1 protein-coding gene is annotated in these 854 nt (G+C 70.4%); it reads left to right on the top strand.

Features of this window, described 5'->3' with window-relative positions:
• Positions 1-100: 100 nt before the first annotated feature.
• Positions 101-775, top strand: coding sequence for a hypothetical protein (locus tag F6Q13_RS18125; RefSeq protein WP_293059488.1), 675 nt, complete (start codon positions 101-103; stop codon positions 773-775).
• Positions 776-854 lie beyond the last annotated feature (79 nt).

Below are 854 nucleotides of genomic sequence, written 5' to 3'. Positions count from 1 at the left end.
CATGCGTGAGGCACCAACCACCGCTTCGCGCTCACTTTTAGCTGAGGCACCTCGCCGTGAGCGGCGCCCTCGGGCGGGAAAGGCGGCAGGTGCGCTGGCGATGATCGAACCCGATCGCGGCCACGATTTCGGGGCCGACTGGGTCGACGTGTCGATCGAGCCGTGGCACGTCGAGCAGTTCCAGACCCAGGGCGTACGTGTGTACGAGGTGACCATTCCACCGGGCGGCCGGACCACATTTCACCGCCACACCCGCGACACCACCTACGTCGTCATCGCCGGCGGCCGAGTGCGGTCGCAAGAACTCCGCCCGCGGCGCGCCGGGCTGGTGCACCGATGGGGGATGGTGGCAGCCGGGCTGGGTCGGCGCTGGGAGCGGCTACCGACCGGTGTTGTGGTCCTGCGCGCACACCGCAGGCGGCCACTGATCCACCAGGTGACCGCTCACCCGGCCAATACCGGCGACGTCAGGTTGATCGGTGTGGAGCTGCCGAGCGAGCACCGCTGCTCCGCCGTCTTGTCAGAGAGCGCCACTGTGCGCCGCGAGCACCCCGGGGCGCCGTGGCCGGTATATCGAGTGCGCGTCGACCCCGGCGGCGAGACCGGCGTGGCTCTGCCCGCCGGCGGCGTCCTGGTGGTCGTCGACGGAACCGCGTCGCTCACCCTGCCCAGTCACCTTGTCACGTCCGGGCAGGCGCGGTGGCTGGGCTCGGGCACCGTGTCGATTCGAGCTCACCCGGGTCGTGACCTGGATGCGGTGGTGGTTCCCGCGTGATGGGTCTCCCGGTAGTCGCGCGGCCCGCGTCTTAGCGGGTGAGCAACCAGGTGACGATCACCAGCACCACCAGCGCGAC

It is taken from the genome of Mycobacterium sp., from assembly GCF_008709575.1.
Lineage (GTDB): Bacteria > Actinomycetota > Actinomycetes > Mycobacteriales > Mycobacteriaceae > Mycobacterium.
This window is presented reverse-complemented; position numbering and strand designations above follow the sequence as displayed.